Annotated in this window: 12 protein-coding genes; 3 read left to right on the top strand and 9 right to left on the bottom strand. The window is 59.3% G+C overall.

Going from position 1 to position 16,598, the window contains the following annotated elements:
- Nucleotide 1 precedes the first annotated feature (1 nt).
- From T424_RS0111060 to T424_RS0111040, 5 genes are all read right to left on the bottom strand, one after another.
- Nucleotides 2-1,207, bottom strand: coding sequence for a glycosyltransferase family protein (locus T424_RS0111060; RefSeq protein ID WP_027487787.1), 1,206 nt, complete (start codon nucleotides 1,205-1,207; stop codon nucleotides 2-4).
- Nucleotides 1,208-1,434: 227 nt separating this feature from the next.
- The gene (locus T424_RS0111055) at nucleotides 1,435-2,610 is read right to left on the bottom strand and encodes an ABC transporter permease (protein ID WP_027487786.1); all 1,176 of its coding nucleotides are present in this window, start codon (nucleotides 2,608-2,610) and stop codon (nucleotides 1,435-1,437) included.
- Nucleotides 2,607-3,605 (bottom strand): ABC transporter permease, encoded by a 999-nt coding sequence (locus T424_RS0111050; RefSeq protein WP_027487785.1) that lies wholly within the window; start codon nucleotides 3,603-3,605, stop codon nucleotides 2,607-2,609. The genes T424_RS0111055 and T424_RS0111050 overlap by 4 nt, the downstream gene beginning before the upstream one ends.
- Nucleotides 3,605-5,521 (bottom strand): ABC transporter substrate-binding protein, encoded by a 1,917-nt coding sequence (locus tag T424_RS0111045; RefSeq protein ID WP_027487784.1) that lies wholly within the window; start codon nucleotides 5,519-5,521, stop codon nucleotides 3,605-3,607. The genes T424_RS0111050 and T424_RS0111045 overlap by 1 nt, the downstream gene beginning before the upstream one ends.
- Nucleotides 5,518-7,404, bottom strand: coding sequence for an ABC transporter ATP-binding protein (locus tag T424_RS0111040; RefSeq protein WP_027487783.1), 1,887 nt, complete (start codon nucleotides 7,402-7,404; stop codon nucleotides 5,518-5,520). The genes T424_RS0111045 and T424_RS0111040 overlap by 4 nt, the downstream gene beginning before the upstream one ends.
- A gap of 324 nt (nucleotides 7,405-7,728) precedes the next feature.
- On the opposite strand from T424_RS0111040, the gene T424_RS0111030 reads away from it, so the two are divergent.
- A complete protein-coding gene (locus tag T424_RS0111030; RefSeq protein WP_245269520.1) occupies nucleotides 7,729-8,712 on the top strand; it encodes a glycosyltransferase family 32 protein in 984 nt (327 codons plus the stop codon).
- A 25-nt stretch (nucleotides 8,713-8,737) separates the two neighbouring features.
- Here the strand turns inward: T424_RS0111030 and T424_RS0111025 are convergent, their stop codons facing one another.
- Nucleotides 8,738-9,475 (bottom strand): polysaccharide deacetylase family protein, encoded by a 738-nt coding sequence (locus tag T424_RS0111025; protein ID WP_027487781.1) that lies wholly within the window; start codon nucleotides 9,473-9,475, stop codon nucleotides 8,738-8,740.
- Complete coding sequence (locus T424_RS0111020) at nucleotides 9,468-10,553, bottom strand: glycosyltransferase family 4 protein (RefSeq protein ID WP_027487780.1); 1,086 nt, start codon at nucleotides 10,551-10,553, stop codon at nucleotides 9,468-9,470. The genes T424_RS0111025 and T424_RS0111020 overlap by 8 nt, the downstream gene beginning before the upstream one ends.
- 151 nt (nucleotides 10,554-10,704) lie before the next feature.
- Here T424_RS0111020 and T424_RS0111010 point away from each other — a divergent pair, with 151 nt between their 5' ends.
- The gene (locus tag T424_RS0111010) at nucleotides 10,705-12,045 is read left to right on the top strand and encodes a nucleotide sugar dehydrogenase (RefSeq protein WP_027487779.1); all 1,341 of its coding nucleotides are present in this window, start codon (nucleotides 10,705-10,707) and stop codon (nucleotides 12,043-12,045) included.
- Between the two features lie 2 nt (nucleotides 12,046-12,047).
- On the top strand, nucleotides 12,048-12,533 hold the full coding sequence (locus T424_RS0111005; RefSeq protein WP_027487778.1) for a class I SAM-dependent methyltransferase: 486 nt from the start codon (nucleotides 12,048-12,050) through the stop codon (nucleotides 12,531-12,533).
- 331 nt (nucleotides 12,534-12,864) lie between these two features.
- On the opposite strand, the gene T424_RS0111000 is transcribed toward T424_RS0111005, so the two are convergent.
- Both T424_RS0111000 and T424_RS0110995 read right to left on the bottom strand, forming a co-directional pair.
- Complete coding sequence (locus T424_RS0111000; RefSeq protein WP_027487777.1) at nucleotides 12,865-13,329, bottom strand: cyclic nucleotide-binding domain-containing protein; 465 nt, start codon at nucleotides 13,327-13,329, stop codon at nucleotides 12,865-12,867.
- 37 nt (nucleotides 13,330-13,366) lie between these two features.
- Nucleotides 13,367-16,087 (bottom strand): ABC transporter transmembrane domain-containing protein, encoded by a 2,721-nt coding sequence (locus tag T424_RS0110995; RefSeq protein WP_027487776.1) that lies wholly within the window; start codon nucleotides 16,085-16,087, stop codon nucleotides 13,367-13,369.
- Between the last annotated feature and the right edge of the window lie 511 nt (nucleotides 16,088-16,598).

Here is a 16,598-nt window from a genome sequence, read left to right as displayed (position 1 = left end):
CCTAACCCCGTACAAGGCTCAGATGCTGAGCCTGCCGCGCCTTCAGGCGCTCTGCCACGATACGGGAAATATGGGTTAGCCCTTCCAGATGCAAGTCCGGAGCCGTCACCGAGGGCGGGGGCCGTTTCAGCACCTCGCGAAGGGCGGCGGCAAAGCGCTGCGGATCGGCCGCCTCTTCATCATCGGCCATGCCGACCAGCCCCAGTTCGGTAGCCCGCAAGGCCCGGATCAACTGCTCCTGACGCGGTGCGGTGCGTGGTACGATCAGGGCGGGTTTGTCGAAGGAAAGAATTTCGCAATAAGTGTTGTAGCCTCCCATGGCCACCACCGCCTTTGCGCCCGCGATGAGATCCTCCATGCGATTGTCGAATTCGATCAGGTGCAGGCGCTCGTTCCCTGCCGCGGCCTGCATGAACTCGCGCCGTTGCTCGGCGGGCATATAGGGACCAAGCACGACGAGCGCCTTCTGGGTCAGCGTCTGATCGGCATCATAGGCGGCAATGACATTGCGCACGAGATCGGCACCGTCACCGCCGCCACCCGTTGTCACCAGCAGATAATCCTCGCGGCTATTGCGCGCCCGCCGCGCCGGAGAACATTTGCGTTGCAGAAAACCCACGAACTGCATCTTGCCGCGCACCGAGGCGGGAACATCCAGACCCGTCAGCGGATCGTAGAAATCCGGCGGCCCGTAAACCCATATATCGTCATAGAGCTGGCCAATGCGGCCCATGACATCCTTGCGCTTCCATTCCGCATCGAGAAGGTGGGGCGCATCCATGACATCGCGCAGACCCAGCACCAGCGAGGCGCCGCGCGTCTTCAGATAGGCAAGCGTCTCTTCCACCTCGCCGCGAAGGCCAAGTGGTTCCTTGTCGATGATGAACATGTCCGGCTGAAAGGTTTCCGCCGTGGAGCGAATGATCGACTGGCGCATCCGCAGCGTTTCCTGGATGTCGATATGCCCGTCCATGGAGGTGTAATCGCCATTGCGCAGCTTGATGACGCTGGGGATTTTTACGAAATCAACCCGCGCGCGATAATCGAAGGCTCCGGCAATCGTGGCTCCGGAAATGATGAGAACCTGAAGCCCGCGATATTCTTCCACCAGCGCATGGGCAATGGTGCGACATCGGCGCAAATGGCCAAGTCCGAAAGTATCGTGGCTGTACATGAGGATACGAGCGTTTGCCAGGCGTCTCGACATTGGTCGCTTTCCTAAAATTCGGAAGCCTTCGCGCTTGTTGCGCAAAGGCCGGTGATCTTCGTTGCGTCGCTTTCGGAAGGCGGGAGCCGCACGGCAGAACCGGCAAACGCACCGGCGGCCTTTCGGTTCCTTCCGTTTTATCAGCGCCCCTGGAGAGGGCGCATGTCCTTTTGCCACCGGCGTTTTGTCTGTGTCCATACATCAGGTTCAGTTAAAATGCCCTGACATTACTTGTAAGGATCGGCCGCATCCCTGAGCCCGTCTCCCAGAAAATTAAAGGCAAGAATGATCACGATCACGGGAACCACCGGCCAGAGCAGCCAGGGATAAAGCGCTATGACATTGACGGAGCGGGCCTCCGTCAACAGCACGCCCCAACTGGTGATGGGCGCGCGAAGGCCAAGCCCCAGGAAGCTCAGCGTCGTTTCTCCGAGAATCATGCCCGGCACCGTCAGCGTGGCGCTGGCAATGAGGTGCGACATGAAGCCGGGAATGAGATGGCGCCCGATGATGCGCCGGGTGCCGGCCCCCATCATTTGCGCGGCCATCACGTAATCCTCCTCGCGCAGCGCCAGAAGTTTGGAGCGGACGGCGCGTGCAAGCCCCGTCCAATCCAGAAGTCCCAGAATGAAGGTGATGCCCAGATAGACCAAGAAAGGGCTCCAGTCCGGCGGCATGATGGCTGCCATGGCCAGCCACAACGGAATGCTGGGAATGGATTGCAGGACTTCGGTGATGCGCTGCACGACAAGATCGAACCAGCCGCCCCAATATCCGGCAAGCCCGCCAATCACGACGCCGAGAACGAAGCTGGTCATGACGCCGAGAAGGCCGATGGTCAGCGAAACCCGCGCCCCGTAAATGATGCGGGAAAGAACGTCGCGGCCGAGCCGGTCGGTGCCCATCAGGAAAAGCTGCCCGCCCTCTGCCGGGCAGACGAGATGGCGATTGCCTTCGATGAACCCCCAGAAGAGATAGGGATCGCCCGCGCAGAAAAACCGCAGTTTCTGCACCTGATCCGGCTCATCGCGATAGTTTCGCTGAAGCGTATCCATATCCAGCGCCATGCTGCGGCCATAGACGAATGGCCCGACGAAGCGGCCCTTGTCGAAGAAATGCACCTGCTGCGGCGGCGCATAGATGAAATCCACATGCCGGGAATGCACATTGTAGGGCGCAATGAATTCCACGAAGGCGATCATGAAATAGGCGGCCAGCAAAAGCAGGCCGGAGTAATAGGCAATCCGGTGACGGCGGAAACGCCACCAGGTCAGCTTGAGCTGCGAGGCCTGATCGAGCCGCGATCCCCGCGTCAGCTCCCGGCTTTCTTCGGCGTCCGGATCGAAAGGAGCGGAGGAAACATAATGCTCCATGGCGGTCTGTTTGATCGGGGCGCCGGTCATCGGGTCCTGCCTCCCTGCAAGCGGATGCGCGGATCGAGCAGCGCAAGTGCAATGTCCGACACCAGAACACCCACCACCGTCAGCACCGCCAGAAACATCAGGAAGGAGCCTGCCAGATACATGTCCTGATTTTGCAAGGCGCGGATCAGCATGGGGCCGGTGGTTTCCAGCGACAGCACGACGGCGGTGATTTCCGCCCCGGAAATGATGGCAGGAAGTATTGAACCGATGTCGGAAATGAAGAAGTTCAACGACAGCCGCAGCGGATATTTCATCAGCACCTTGAAGGGATGCAGGCCCTTGGCGCGCGCGGTCATGACATATTGCTTGTTCAGCTCGTCCAGAAGGTTGGCGCGCACCCGCCGCACCATGCCCGCCGTTCCCGCCGTGCCGATGATGATGACCGGAATCCAGATATGTTCGAGAATGGACTGGGCCTTGGCCCAGCTCATCGGCTTCATCAGATATTCCGGGTCCATCAAATGGCCGATGGAAATGCCGAACCAGATATTGGCGAAATACATCATCACCAGCGCCAGAATGAAATTCGGCACTGCAATGCCGATCAGCCCGAGCAAGGTCAGGCCGTAATCGCCCCAGCTATATTGATGGGTGGCGGAATAGATGCCGATGGGAAAGGCAATCAGCCAGGTGAGCGCGATTGTCACGGTGGAAACCACAATGGTCAGCCACACCCTGTCTCCCACCACAGAGGCCACCGGCATCCGGTATTCGAAGGAATAGCCGAAATCGCCCTGCGCAAAGCCGGTGATCCAGTTGAAATAGCGGACTGGCGCGGGCTTGTCGAAGCCATAGCGGGCGCGCAATTCCTCGATTTCCTGCATATCGGCCTTTTCGCCGATGGCCCGCATTTCCTCCACATAGCTTTCGAAATAATCGCCGGGGGGCAATTCGATGATGGTGAAGATCAGCATGGAGATCATGATCAGGGTCGGGATCATCACCGCGATGCGCCAGAGGATATATCGCAGCATCAGGCGTCTCCCTCATACCAGAAGGTATCCGGCATATAGACGCCGAGATAGGAGGTGGGATCGAAACCGAACAGGCCGTGCTGCGGCAGGTTGCGCAATCTGCTGGCGCGCACCACCGGCTGCACCGTGCCGTTTATCAGACCGATGGTGAAGACCTGATCGGTGAAAAGCGCCAGCATTTCATGCCAGATGGCCTCGCGCTCCTGACCCGCCGCCGCACGCCGCCAGCCATGATAAAGCTCCAGCAGCTTCTGCGCCTCCGGCAGTTCCGGCGGGCGCCCATCGCCGCCCCCTGAGAGAAAATGCAGGCCCCAGAGCGGCCAGTGAAGCTGATCGTCCGCCGTGGGCGCCAGTTCGCGCGGCGACATGTCGGCGGTCGGCACGCCATTATCCAGACCCCACCACACGGCCATGACCGTTTCGCCATTGACGATGCGGCGGCGGAAGAGTTCGCGATGCGAGACATGCACAAACACCCGAAAACCGATGCGACGCCAGTGATCGGTAATCAGCTCCAGCACATCGGCTTCGAAACCCGCCTCGCTGGTGGTCTCGATAATCAGATGGCAGGGCCTGCCGTCACTGAGGTAGCGAAGCCCGTGGCGGCCATCGCGCGTGAGCCCCGCCTCGTCCAGCAGGCGATTGGCCTCGTCAGGATCGAAATTCGTCCAGGCCTTGCGATACTCCTCGCGAAACAACGGACTTTCCGGCAGCACCGTGTTGGCGCTGGGCTGCCCAAGGCCGAAAAACACCGCCTTGTTGATCTCGTCGCGATTGACGGCAATCGACAGCGCCCGGCGCACCCGCGCATCCCACAGCACCTGCCGCCAGATAAGATCCTTGCAATTCAGATTAGGAATGAGCGCCACGCGGGAGCCTTGCGTGCGCTTCCACAACTCCACCTTGATCGGATAACGCTTTTCGGCGCTTTTCAGGAAGGTATAATCGCCGAAATCGATATTGGTGATTTGCAGGTCGCTTTCGCCCGTGCCCGTCTTGGCGGAAACGAGATCGCCCGAGCCCACATTCATGACGACCCGGTCCAGATAAGGCAATTGCAGGCCGTTTTCATCGATACGGTGGAAATAGGGGTTGCGGTCGAAGACGAATTGCTGCGCGGGCGGGGCCGTGCGGGGCATCCAGGGATCAAGCGTCGGCAGATCGGGATTTTCCGGCCGCACGGCACGCGACATCTTCTGGTGCAGCGCCACCCAGTCCTCCACGCCATTGGCAAGCGCCAGTTCCTCCAGCTTTTCCTTGCTCTGGTACTTCCGGTGAAACTGCTTGAGATAGGCGGAGGGCATCATCAACCGGGTTGCTACCGGAGAGGCCAGTTCCGCCAGAAAATCCGGATTGGGATCGTCCCAGCTATAACGCAGGGTCACGTCGTCGATGAGTTCGAAACGCGGCTCCTTGTCACGCACCTTCAGCACCGTCGGGGTGCCACCCTTGTGCAGTTTCTTTTCGTGGAACATATCCTCCCAGACATAACGGAAATCCTCCGTCGTGAAGGGACTGCCATCCGACCAGCGGTGTCCGGGGCGCAGGTGGAAGGTAAAGACACGCTCCTCTTCCACTTCGAAAGCAGCCAGAATATCGGGCACGAAACGGAATTGCCGGTCATAGCCGACGAGCCTGCAATAGCTGTCGATGGGCATGTAGCGAATATCACGTGGCCCGCCGATCAGGCGCCGGAGCGTGCCGCCATATTTGCCGGGTTGCCGGTCGGGATCGGACAGCGTGACAACACGCGGCAGACGCGGCAGACGCTCGGTCATCGGCGGAAGCTTTCCGGCCGCCACCGCATCGCGCAGAATCTCCGGCTCGCGCAACGCCGTCTCGGGCGCGGACAATGCCAATTTCGGGTGAAGGGCTGCGGCCCCCAAAAGGGCAAGGCTCTGGCGGCGGGTGATCACGGCATCAGCTCCCCTGCATCGACATTGCGGCGGGCCAGCACCAGATGGCCGCCGCCGAGATCGGCATGGGCAAGATTGGCCGGATCGCCCTCATCATGGAATTGCCTTGCCCATTTCTTGCGGGCTGCGGCAGAAGGTTCGCCAATCAGCGAAAAGTCGAGGGGATGCTCAAGGTCGGCCATCGGCACGGCCGCCAGAAGCTTTTTTGTATAGGGATGCACCGGACGGCGCATGATGACCTCGCAAGGCGCAATCTCCACGATGCGCCCGGCATACATCACCGCCACGCGGTCTGCCATGTAATTGACCACCGCGAGATTGTGGGAAATGAAGAGGTAGGTCAGGCCAAGTTCGCTTTTCAGATCCTTCATCAGGTTGAGGATCTGCGCCTGCACCGAAACATCGAGCGCCGAGACCGGCTCGTCGCAAATAACAAGGTCGGGCCTGAGCGCCAGCGCACGCGCAATGCCGATACGCTGGCGCTGGCCGCCGGAAAAACTGTGCGGGTAACGCCCCAGCGCCGTTTCTGGCAGACCGATGGCGGCAATCAACCGGCGCACCGCCTCCAGCCTTTCCGGTCCCTTGGCGCGGTGATGGATTTCCAACGGCTCGCCGACAATGCCGCGCACCGTCATGCGCGGCGAAAGCGAAGACACAGGATCCTGAAACACCATCTGGATACGCTTGCGCAGCGTCTTCAACGCCGTGGCTTTTGCATGGAGCACATCGATGTCGCCATCACCACCATGAAAGGTGATTTCGCCGGAATCGGCGCCAAGGCCACGCATCAATATCTTCGAAAGCGTCGTCTTGCCGCAGCCGCTCTCCCCCACCAAACCCAGCGTCTCGCCACGCCTGATGTCGAAGGAAACGTCATTGACCGCCAGCACCCGCTCGCCGGGCGCGGAAAACAGCCCGCTTGCGCCTTTCGGCACAAAGCTCTTTGTAACGTTGCGCACCGTTAACAGCACCTCGCTTTGCGAAACAGCGCGGCTTTCGCAGGCAAGCAGGTTGCGGGCATCCGTGCGGATCTCGCGAAGCGGCTTCAGCCTCTCTTCCGGCTGCATCTCGAAATGCGGCACGGCTGCCATCAGACCTTTTGTGTAGGCGTGCTGCGGATTGCGGAAAATCGCCTCCACCGGCCCCGATTCCATCACCTCGCCGCGATAGATCACCACAACCTCATCGGCCATGGAGGCAACCACGCCAAGATCGTGGGTAATGAGCAGGACAGCCATGTTCAGCTTTTCCTGCAACTCCTTCAGGAGTTTCAGAATCTGCGCCTGGATGGTCACGTCCAGGGCTGTCGTCGGCTCGTCGGCAATCAGAAGTGCGGGACGGCAGATCAACGCCATGGCGATCATGGCGCGCTGGCGCATTCCGCCCGAGAGTTCAAATGGATACATGTCGAAGACGCGGCCCGGCTTTTCGAAGCCGACAAGGCCAAGCATGTCCTCCACCGCCGCACGCCGCTCGGCGGGCGTCATCACGCGGTGGACCTTCAACACTTCCTCAATCTGGTTGCCGATGGTGTGAACCGGCGAAAACGAGGTCATCGGCTCCTGGAAGATCATGCCGATGCGATTGCCGCGAATGGCGCGGAACTGCCGGCCATCGCGCTTCAAGCCGAGAAGATCGACCGGGCCCTCACCGTCAGGATCGCAAAACAGGACACGCCCGCCAAGCTCGGCCATCGGGGTCTCTATGCCCATGATCGAGCGGCCGATCACGGATTTTCCCGATCCCGATTCCCCCACCAGCGCCGTGACCCTGCCGGGCCGCACCCTCATGCTGAAAGAACGGACCGCCTCCAGACTGCCCCCGATCAAGGGAAAGCGCACGGCAAGACGATCAACGGACAGCAGATCTGAGCTTTCCACCATATGTTACTGTTCAGCCCCCTGCCCCCGGCCTGAGGCCTGAAGGCTTTTTCCATATTTTATCAAGCAGGCTATATGACCCTTTACGGACTGTCCATGACTGAAACAATGACCCTTCGCGTCAATCTTCAGGCCGTCTTGCCAAACCACTTTTTCTTTCAACGCATTTTCAAACGGAAAACCGGTTTCCACTTTTCCTGAAAATGCTCGGTCTTTCCCTTTAACGCATTTTCAAACGGAAAACCGGTTTCCACTTTTCCTGAAAATGCTCTAACGCTCTCAATGCGCAAAACGCCTCGAGCCGCTGCAAATCATTAGGCCAGCTTCATGAACGATATGCAAAAACCGCGCGAAAAACTCCGCGCCATTCTGGAGCAGGCGGTTGGGCTTGCACAGGCTGGTCAGCATGGCGATGCACTTGCCTTACTGGAAAGGCTGGCGGCCGATCGCGAGCTTTTGGAAAAAGGCGAACCAGGGCCGCTGACGGCCCTTGGCGAGCCGCGCAAGCTGCACTCCACCCGGCTGAAACTGGCCAAGCTGCGGCGGGACATGCGCGAGATCGCCGCCCTGCAATATCTGCTTGTGCCGCATCCAGCCGTTCTGGCCGATCTGGCCACCTTCCACGAAGGCAGCCGCAATGCCATGACGGACATCAACCGGCAGCCCGTTCCAAGGGTTGTCCATCAGATCTGGCTCGGCGATCTGCCCCTGCCTCCCGCCACCGCGGCATGGCAGGCCCATTGCAAGAGCCATGGCTTCGAATGGCGCCTGTGGCGTGAAGCTGACCTCGCCCGGCAAGGCTTCGACCGCCATCCGAGCTTTCAGGCCATGCTGGCACGGGGCGATTATCCGGGCGCGGTGGACGTGGCGCGCTATCTCATTCTGTCGCAACAAGGCGGTGTTTATCTCGATTGCGACTGGTATCCGGCCCGCGACGGGGCAAGTCTTGCCGACTGCCACCCGCTGATCGGCCTCTCGGCCCTGCCGGAGGACACGCCCCGGCTGACAGGTTTCGGCCCGCTTCTGCTCACCAATTCCTTCATTGCCAGCCCGCCCGGCCATCTCGTCTTCACCCGCCTGCTGGAGGCCATGCCGCAGGCCATGGCGCGACTGCCGGATGCCCCGGCATGGTGGTCTACCGGTCCGCTTCTTTTCACGCTGATCCTGCGTTCCACCACTGTTACCTTGCCCGATTGCACGCTGGTGGCCGCCAACCTGCCACGCCGCGCACCCTTCAGCGCCGTCGAAGAAGCCCGCAAACAGGCAGACCGTGTGGCGCGGGGATTTCTGATCGGATGGAAATCCTGGTAGCGCGCCGAAAGCCCTTGCACCCTGCCTACCCCTCGCAAGCCGTCATCAGATCTTCACAGCCCAGCCAGATGCAGGCCGGATGTTCGCCGGTCAGACAAAAAAGCCGGTCCAGAAATTGCCAAGCCGCATCGTCATGCACGAGATGATGGGTGAGAAGGCCGATGAGCGGCCAGTCCCGCTCCATCCAGTCAGCCAGTTCATCGAAGAGCATAGCGGCATCGCGCCCGCCGCGCGTGCCGTGCCAGTCCATGACATCCACATGGGTATTGAACAGCGGCAAAGCCGCATCCGGCCGCTCGGCCCCGAACACCGAAAGGGCCCGGATGCCGATCCCGGACAGATGCGGCACCAGCGCCGGTGAAATGCGGTTCCATGGCGGCACCAGCATGGGATGGAAGGAAGGCCCAAACAGGCTTTCCAGCTTGGTCAGCCCGATGGAAAGTTCACCCAGCACGTCGCTGGCGGCCCGATGTGCACCAAGTTCCTGCTTTTTTTCCCCTGCACCCGCATGATTTTCATGCGACCAGCCATGCAGGGCACAGCCAACCATCGGCTCATTGCGCACCCGTTCAGCCAGAGCCTCGCCCGCTGGCGCCGGTATGACGGCAAGCGTCACCGGCACGCGATATTTTCGGGCAAGTTCGATAAGCTCGTCCAGCGCCGGACCGGGCGCGACAGCATCGTCATCGCGCCACCAGAAGCGCACCTGCTTGCCCTGCTCCTGCGCCCTTGCCAGCGCCTGCCGAAATCTTTTCTCACCCATTCCGCACCCGTCTCAAGATTTCCTCCAGCCGCAGTGCGGCCGCGCCAAGCGAACGCTTTTCCATGACAAAGCGTCGCGCCGCCTGGCCCATCGACTGCCGCCGCGCGGCGTTGCCGAGCAAGGCGGCAATGGCGTCGGCAAAGGCAACCGCGTCATCAGGCGGTACAAGCCAACCCGTCTCGCCATGAACCACCACCTCCGGAACGCCCGCCACAGCCTCCGCAATCACGGGCAACCCCGCCGCCTGCGCTTCAAGATAGGAAAGCCCGTAGGCCTCGCCATGGCCCGGCCAGACAAAAAGACTGGCCCGCGATAGCTCCTGCGCCACCTCCTCGCCAGACATTTGTCCGCGCCAGTCCAGCCGGCCGTCATCGAGACCGGCAAAACAGGCTTCCACCTCGGCCCGCGCCGAGCCATCGCCGATCACCGTCAACGTCCAGCCGGTCGGCGGCAGGTGCCGGAGTGCTGCCGCCAGGGCCCGGTAGCTGCTAAGCTTGTCGCCCGGACGCATCATGGCCACCGTCACCAGCCGGCCATCTTCAGGCTGCGGCATTCTCCGCAGGAAGGGATCAGCGTCGATGAAAGGAAAGAAGGGCTCAAGACGGGCCTGCGGCACGGCCTCCGCAAGCCCGCGCGCATCGCGGTTGGTGAAATGCAGGTTGGCGTCGGCCTGCGCCACAGTCTCGCGCAATTCCACCTGAAACTCTCCCCAGATGCCAAGGTTGCGGCGATGGGAATAGGAGGCCTCCGCCGTAACATAGGCAAGCCCGAATTCACGCGACAGCATGGGGCCGAGACGGTCGGGGGCCTTGTAATAGGGGTGGTAGCAAAACCAGAGATCAGGCTTGCCCCCGACACGCCAAAGCACCCGAAGCCTTTCAGCCTCAGCTTCAACGGCAGCTTCAAACCCTTCCAGCCGCGTATCGGGCGTGGCATGGAAGGCCCGCAGCGACGAGGCCAGTTCCACCTCGTGCCCGGCAAGCCGCAAGGCTGCCATCAGTTGCCGCGCCATCAGCCTGTCACCCGAGGGAACGGGATGGTCTGGTGATTTCAATGGCGCGTAAAAAGCAATCTTCATGCCCATGTCATGCGTCAGCGCCGGGTGGTCATGCAAGTGGTTTTGCGCCTTTCATGCGTATTCACGCACTTGCGATGTCTTGCAAAGCTTGACTTTCCCGGCAAGGCTCCGCAACTGAAAGGCCTCTCTCACATCACGCAGGCCCTCCATCATGTCGCAATCCCGCCACGCCGAAGCGCTTCTCTCCGCCATCACCAGCAAACGCGCAAAGGCAGGCGTTATTGGCCTGGGCTATGTCGGTCTGCCTTTGGCCATGAGCATTGCCAGGGCAGGCTTTTCCGTTCTCGGTTTCGATATCGATCCTTCGAAGATCGATGCCATCGAGGCGGGAAAAAGCTACATCGAAGCCGTTTCGGACGCGGTACTTGGCGAGATGACCGCAGCGGGCCGTTTCAGCGCCACCACGGATTTCCTGCAATTGTCGGATTGTGATGTCATCGCCATCTGCGTGCCGACCCCCCTCACCCGCCATCGCGATCCCGATCTTTCCTTCGTGGAAAACACCTGCCGCCAGATCGCCCGGGCCTTGAGACCCGGCCAATTGATCGTTCTGGAATCCACGACCTATCCCGGCACCACCGAAGAGGTGGTGAAGCCCATTCTCGAAAATTCCGAATTGCGCGCAGGTGAAGAATTCTTCATCGGCTTTTCACCGGAACGGGAAGATCCCGGCAACCGCGATTTCGAAACCTCAACCATTCCCAAAGTCATCGCAGGCGACGGGCCGGAGGCATCGAAAATGATGGAAGCCTTCTATGGAGCCGTGGTCAAAACGGTGGTGCCGGTTTCCTCCACCGCCACGGCAGAGGCGGTAAAGCTGACGGAAAACATCTTCCGTGCCGTCAATATCGCCCTCGTCAACGAGTTGAAGCTGGTCTATGACGCCATGGGCATCGATGTCTGGGAGGTGATCGATGCGGCGAAGACCAAGCCCTTCGGCTATATGCCCTTCTATCCCGGCCCCGGTCTTGGCGGCCATTGCATTCCCATCGACCCCTTTTACCTCACCTGGAAATCGCGGGAATTCGACCAGCCCACCCGCTTCATCGAACTGGCGGGCGAGATCAATACGGCCATGCCGCATTATGTGGTGGAGAAGCTGGCCGAGGGCCTGGACAGGCGCCTCGGCAAGGCGCTCAGCCGCTCCCGCGTGCTGATTGTCGGACTGGCCTATAAGAAAAACGTGCCGGACATTCGCGAAAGCCCCTCGCTGAAGCTGATGGAACTGGTGCTGGAGCGCGGTGCCGAGGTCAGCTATTTCGATCCTTTCATTCCCGAAATTCCCCGCACCCGCGAATACGGCCATCTGAGGGGCCGCAAAAGCCTCGAATGGAACCCGCAAGCCCTTTCGGACTTTGATGCCGTACTGATTGCAACCGATCACGATCCTGTCGATTACGACGCCATTGCCCGCCATGCATCGCTCGTCATCGATACACGCAACGCCTTTGCCCGCCGCCTGATTGCCGCGGACACCATTATCAAGGCCTGACCATGAGCCGTCTGGACAGTTTCATAAACCGCATGAGCGCCCAGCGCGACATGCTCAATCACATTCGCGATCATTGCGAGCTGCCGCCGGAGAGCACCATTCTTGAAATTGGCCTGGGCAATGGCCGAACCTTCAACCACATTCGGGAAAATTTCCCTCACCGCCGCATCGTGGCCTTTGATCGCCAGCTCGGCGCGCATAAAAGCTCCATTCCCGACGACGGCAATCTCGTTCTTGGGGAAATCGATCGCGCGGGCAAGCCCTTCATGACCGGGGAGGCTGCGTTCGTTCATGCCGATATCGGCACAGGCTATCCCGAAAAGGACGCTGTCACCCTCACCTGGCTGCCGTCCATGGTCGCCGCCATGTTGCTGCCCGGCGGCTATGCACTAAGCGGGCTGCCGCTGGATAACGCGCAATTGCAGCCTTTGCCGGTCCTGCCACATATCGAGCCGGATCGTTATTTTTTCTACCGAAAAATCTTATGAGGCATATGCAGCGCCCAACCTTTCGGTGGTGCTTTACAGCGCCGTGCGTTTTATCAAATGCACGAAGGATGCTGTAACACTTTAAATCTGCTGCATAATTTTCACCTTAAATCGATTCCGATTTAAGGAATTATGCAGTAGCTGTGAGGATCGATAGGATTATGCTTCAATAAAAACATGTTAGAGCGCCGATCTCATTCAATCAGATCGAAAAGCGCTTTAAACGACGCTCGCTGTCCGTGACGTCTTCATCACACGCAATCACAGCAATGTCATCCAACAGAGGATGTGACACCGACGCCGCATTTCGGTCATGAAATAAAAGGAAGCATCACTCCGCAAAAACGGCTTGGCGAATACGATTGCTGTCGAGTTCGCTGGTCGCAACTCGAAGGCGTTCTGCAAGGGCCCGGCTTATTTCCACGCTGACACGAGGATTGTTGGCCATGACCTTGGAAAGGCAATCCTTGGAAATACGAAGAACCTCAACATCTGTCGCGGCGCGGGCAGATGAGGTGCGCGGACCGTCACAGAGAAGGGCCATCTCGCCGATTATGGAATTGCAGGAGGCTTCGCCGATCTTTATATCGCCCGCAGGCGAATGGGCAATAAGATCAACCTGCCCTTCAATGATGATATAGGCGGCATCTCCGCCATCGCCCTGCTCGAAAACCAGGTCGCCGCGGCTGTAGCTGACACGCTGAGAGGCAAAGGCCAGCAGCTTCAGCTTGCACGGATCCACGCGCTCGAAGAAGGGCACTTTTCTCAACAGCTGGACTTCGTCATTCAAAAGCATGGCTGCAACTCAGCTCCTCTATGCTGGCGGATCCTTTTCAGGCCACCAACGCTTTGAAGATACCATTTTCATTGCCCAGTGTCTCGAAAGAACCATCCGCGACTACCGAGCCTCGGTCGAATACCACCACTCTATCAAACATTTTTGACAAGGATGTGTTCGAAAGCACCCAGATAATTGATGGATAATTGTCTTGCTCGCGCAGAAATGCAAGCACATCCTTGACGATTTCCTCCTGAGCGCGCCGATCGAGACCGGGAAGCGGCTTGTTGAAGACGTAAAAATCCGACCGCCGTGCCAAAGCGCGAGCCAGATTGAGCTTGTGGCGCTGCACGATCGTCAGGCGGCGGCCACCACTGCCAATATCGAATTCGAGCCCCAAGGCGAGCAAACGCTCATGAAGCCCCTTTTCCTTCGACAACCGCACCGCCAACCTGCGGAATTTCGCGGGCGCATCCGCGTTCCGGTTGACCAGCTTGCCGAAAACGATGTTTTCCCGAAGGGTGGCGGCTGAGATATAACGATGGGGATCGTAGCGCTCGATCCTGTCACGCAACTCAAGCGGCAGATGTTCGTGGAAGCGATCACGCGCGCGCACCAGCTCATCCATCGCGGAGGTCGTCAGGATACCAAGGCGGTAACGCGGTTCGATATAACGGAAACTCAGCCGGATCATGGCGCGCTGCTCCTTTTCGCCGGGAGCAGGACGATTGCGGCCCTTGAGACGTTGCAGGATCTGTTGATAGGCCTGCACATCTTCGGCCGTCAAAATTTCAAGCTGCTGAAAGAACGGATGGTCCGCAGGCAGGCCGGCAAAGATCTCCACCAGGTTTTCCGCGATCATGACGCCCATGTCGTAGAGCAGCCCGAGCAATCCGGCGCTGCGGAGGGCATCAAAGAAGTGATCGCTCTCATGAACCCCCACGACCGCCCCTTCAAGCGGGCGCATCGCACCGAAAAGCAGGTTTTCGCCGACTGTTGCCTCCACATTGTAGCGGCTGGGATCGAAATGCACGACGAGGTTGGAAAGACCTTCCTTTTCCAACTGATCACGCAACGCCAGACGAAGCTCGACCACCTTCTCGGTCAGGTCCGGATATTCCGCCGGATCGATGATCGTGTGCAACGCCATATCGATCACATCCTGGGTGAGCTGCACCGCATTCAGCGCCCCGATCACCGAATTCTTCAGGTCATCCGGCCCACCCGTCAAAACGGATGTGCTGCCACGATCAATCCAGTCGGCATTGAGATCGAAGTCGCAATTGTCCGCAAGTTGCGCCTCCCTGACTTCCCACCGCCGATGCACGGCCTGTTTGCCGGAATAATGCACGCTGTTCGTGGGCGCATGTTTCAGGCCATAAACAAGATTGTCCTTCAGGCTGCCGTGAAAGAAATAACCATCGGCGGAAACGTAGGAAATCCTACGGCCAGTGACCGATTCCGGCAACTCCAGAAGATCGTTCTCACCAAGCGTGACCTTGCCTGCGGCTGGCCAGACAAGGCGTCCGAAGGACTCTGCCAGCATCTCGGCGCCGTTGCCATGATTATCGATGAAGGCGACGGTCTGACCGGCTTCGATTTTCACCGAGAGCGCTTCGGCAACCTTTGCTCCGCTGCCATCCAGCAGCGTCACGTTCTGGGCCGCCAGCGCCTCGCCCTGCCCGCAAACCGTGGCCACGACCAAAGCCTGCAAGCCCGGCTCCAGCATTTGCGGCGGCTCGAACTGCTCAAGCACCTGCTCGTATTTCACCTGCACGTCCTGGCGGGACTGATCCCAATCGATCAGCTCCTTCAGCGGCCCGGGAAGGTCCTTATACGCATTGATGACAGCAACAAGCTGACCGACATCGAGACTGCCCCGCAACGCAAAATATCCGCCAATCGAATAGAACAGAAACGGCGTGAGCTGCGAGAGGAAGTTGTTGAAGAATTTGACGAAAAACTTCCACTGATAAAGGTCGAAGCGGATCTTGTAGATATGTCCAAGCCGCTGCGCCACATCGGCGCGCTCATAATTGGAGGTATCATAGGCGTGAATTGTGCCGATACCCTCGACAATTTCTCCGACCTTCCCGGCCAGATGACGCGCCGTGATCTGACGCTGCCGCCCTAGCGTGATCAGACGCCGGCGCATCTTGGGAATGATGCCGACCTGCATTCCCACCATGACCCCGGCAATCATGCCGAGCCAGAAGCTTTGCAGGAAAATGAAGCAGAGCGCGGCAATCGCTTGCCCACCCAGCATGGCGGGCTGGACGAAGGCATCGCCGGTAAAGCCCCCAAAGGGCTCCACCTCATCCTTCACCATCGTGGAGACTTCCGAGGAATGCACCTGCTTGACGTAGCTCGGCGGAAACCGAAGCACACGATCCACCAGCTCGTAGCGGATACGCCGAAGCAATCTCTCTCCCAGCCTGCCCTTATAGGTGTTGATGTAGAATTTGAACAATCCGTTGACGATGACCAGCAACAGAAACACACCGCTCAAGGCCATCAACATGGCCATGCGGTCCAGTTCCAGCCCGGCGAAACCAATAGAACCGCCAATGAATGGAATATCGTAATGGAAGGCCATGAACCGCGCAGTGGCGTCTGGCGTCTCGAAGCCGCTTCCCTGAATTGGGCCGTTGATGATCCGCTTCGGCAAATCAAACGCAAGGAAATAGGGTACCATCGAGATAAGCACGATGGACAGCACGAAAACCTGCTGCTTGCGCGTATGGCGCCAAATATAGCGGAGAAGGTTTTTTTCCATCGTACTTTTCTAGCGCCACCACCGACCGGGACAGCCCAGGCCGTCCACGCTGTTACAGCCGATCGTCCGGTCAACGTCAAACGTCTGCAACATCGCCCTTGATTGCCCTGCCCCGGAGCCGCTCCTCGTTTCACGGGAACAAGGGACGACGGTGATTGATTGTTTCTTCGTACACTCGACGGAAAATCGTTCTCCGCTTTTCCTGTGAATGCTCTTGCCTGCACTCAATAACCGTAGCCATCGAGCTGATCACAGGATATAGGCCTTTCACCGTCAAACGCAATCGGACCGAACACAGAACACGATCGGTGCAGCGTCGCCCATAGCTTGCCGCTTACAAAACAGCTCCCCGGACGCTCACGCTATTTACGACGGCTTGCCGCCTGTCGAAAGACCTGTGAGGTTGTGGGTACGCAAAAAGCCCCGCAGGATTGACCTACGGGGCTGTGATTTGGTTGCGGGGGCAGGATTTGAACCTGCGGCCTTCAGGTTATGAGCCTGACGAGCTACC

Source organism: Allorhizobium undicola ORS 992 = ATCC 700741, assembly GCF_000621665.1.
GTDB classification, from domain to species: Bacteria; Pseudomonadota; Alphaproteobacteria; order Rhizobiales; family Rhizobiaceae; genus Allorhizobium; species Allorhizobium undicola.
The sequence above is the reverse complement of the archived record's forward strand: the minus strand, read 5'-3'. Positions and strand labels throughout refer to the sequence as shown.